The following is a 266-nucleotide window of genomic DNA, read 5'->3' as shown; positions in this document are numbered from 1 at the left end:
CCCAATACAAAATCTTCACGCGGTTGCGTGGCTTGTTGAGGAAGACGAAAAGCACAGGGTCGAATACCGCGACTTTGATATCCAGTTCGACCAGCGCCGCCAGGCCATCAATGGATTTTCGAAAGTCGACGGGCTTGGGGTAGAGATAGACTTTTTCGACTTTAGCATCGGGTCGCATCATGGCGGGCTGGCTCCTGAGGGAATCGGGAGCACAGCATCCGGGATCAGCTAAGCGCTTTGAATGTGGGGTTCATGGAGCGCTTACG

At 54.1% G+C, this 266-nt stretch carries 1 protein-coding gene; it reads right to left on the bottom strand.

Annotated features, from left to right (window positions below; translation table 11 throughout):
* On the bottom strand, positions 1 to 181 hold a 181-nt coding region (tnpB, locus tag AACY49_RS31515; RefSeq protein WP_122722928.1), incomplete at its 3' end, for an IS66 family insertion sequence element accessory protein TnpB.
* Between the last annotated feature and the right edge of the window lie 85 nt (positions 182 to 266).

Source organism: Pseudomonas sp. EL_65y_Pfl2_R96 (genome assembly GCF_963970905.1).
Lineage (GTDB): Bacteria > Pseudomonadota > Gammaproteobacteria > Pseudomonadales > Pseudomonadaceae > Aquipseudomonas.
This window is presented reverse-complemented; position numbering and strand designations above follow the sequence as displayed.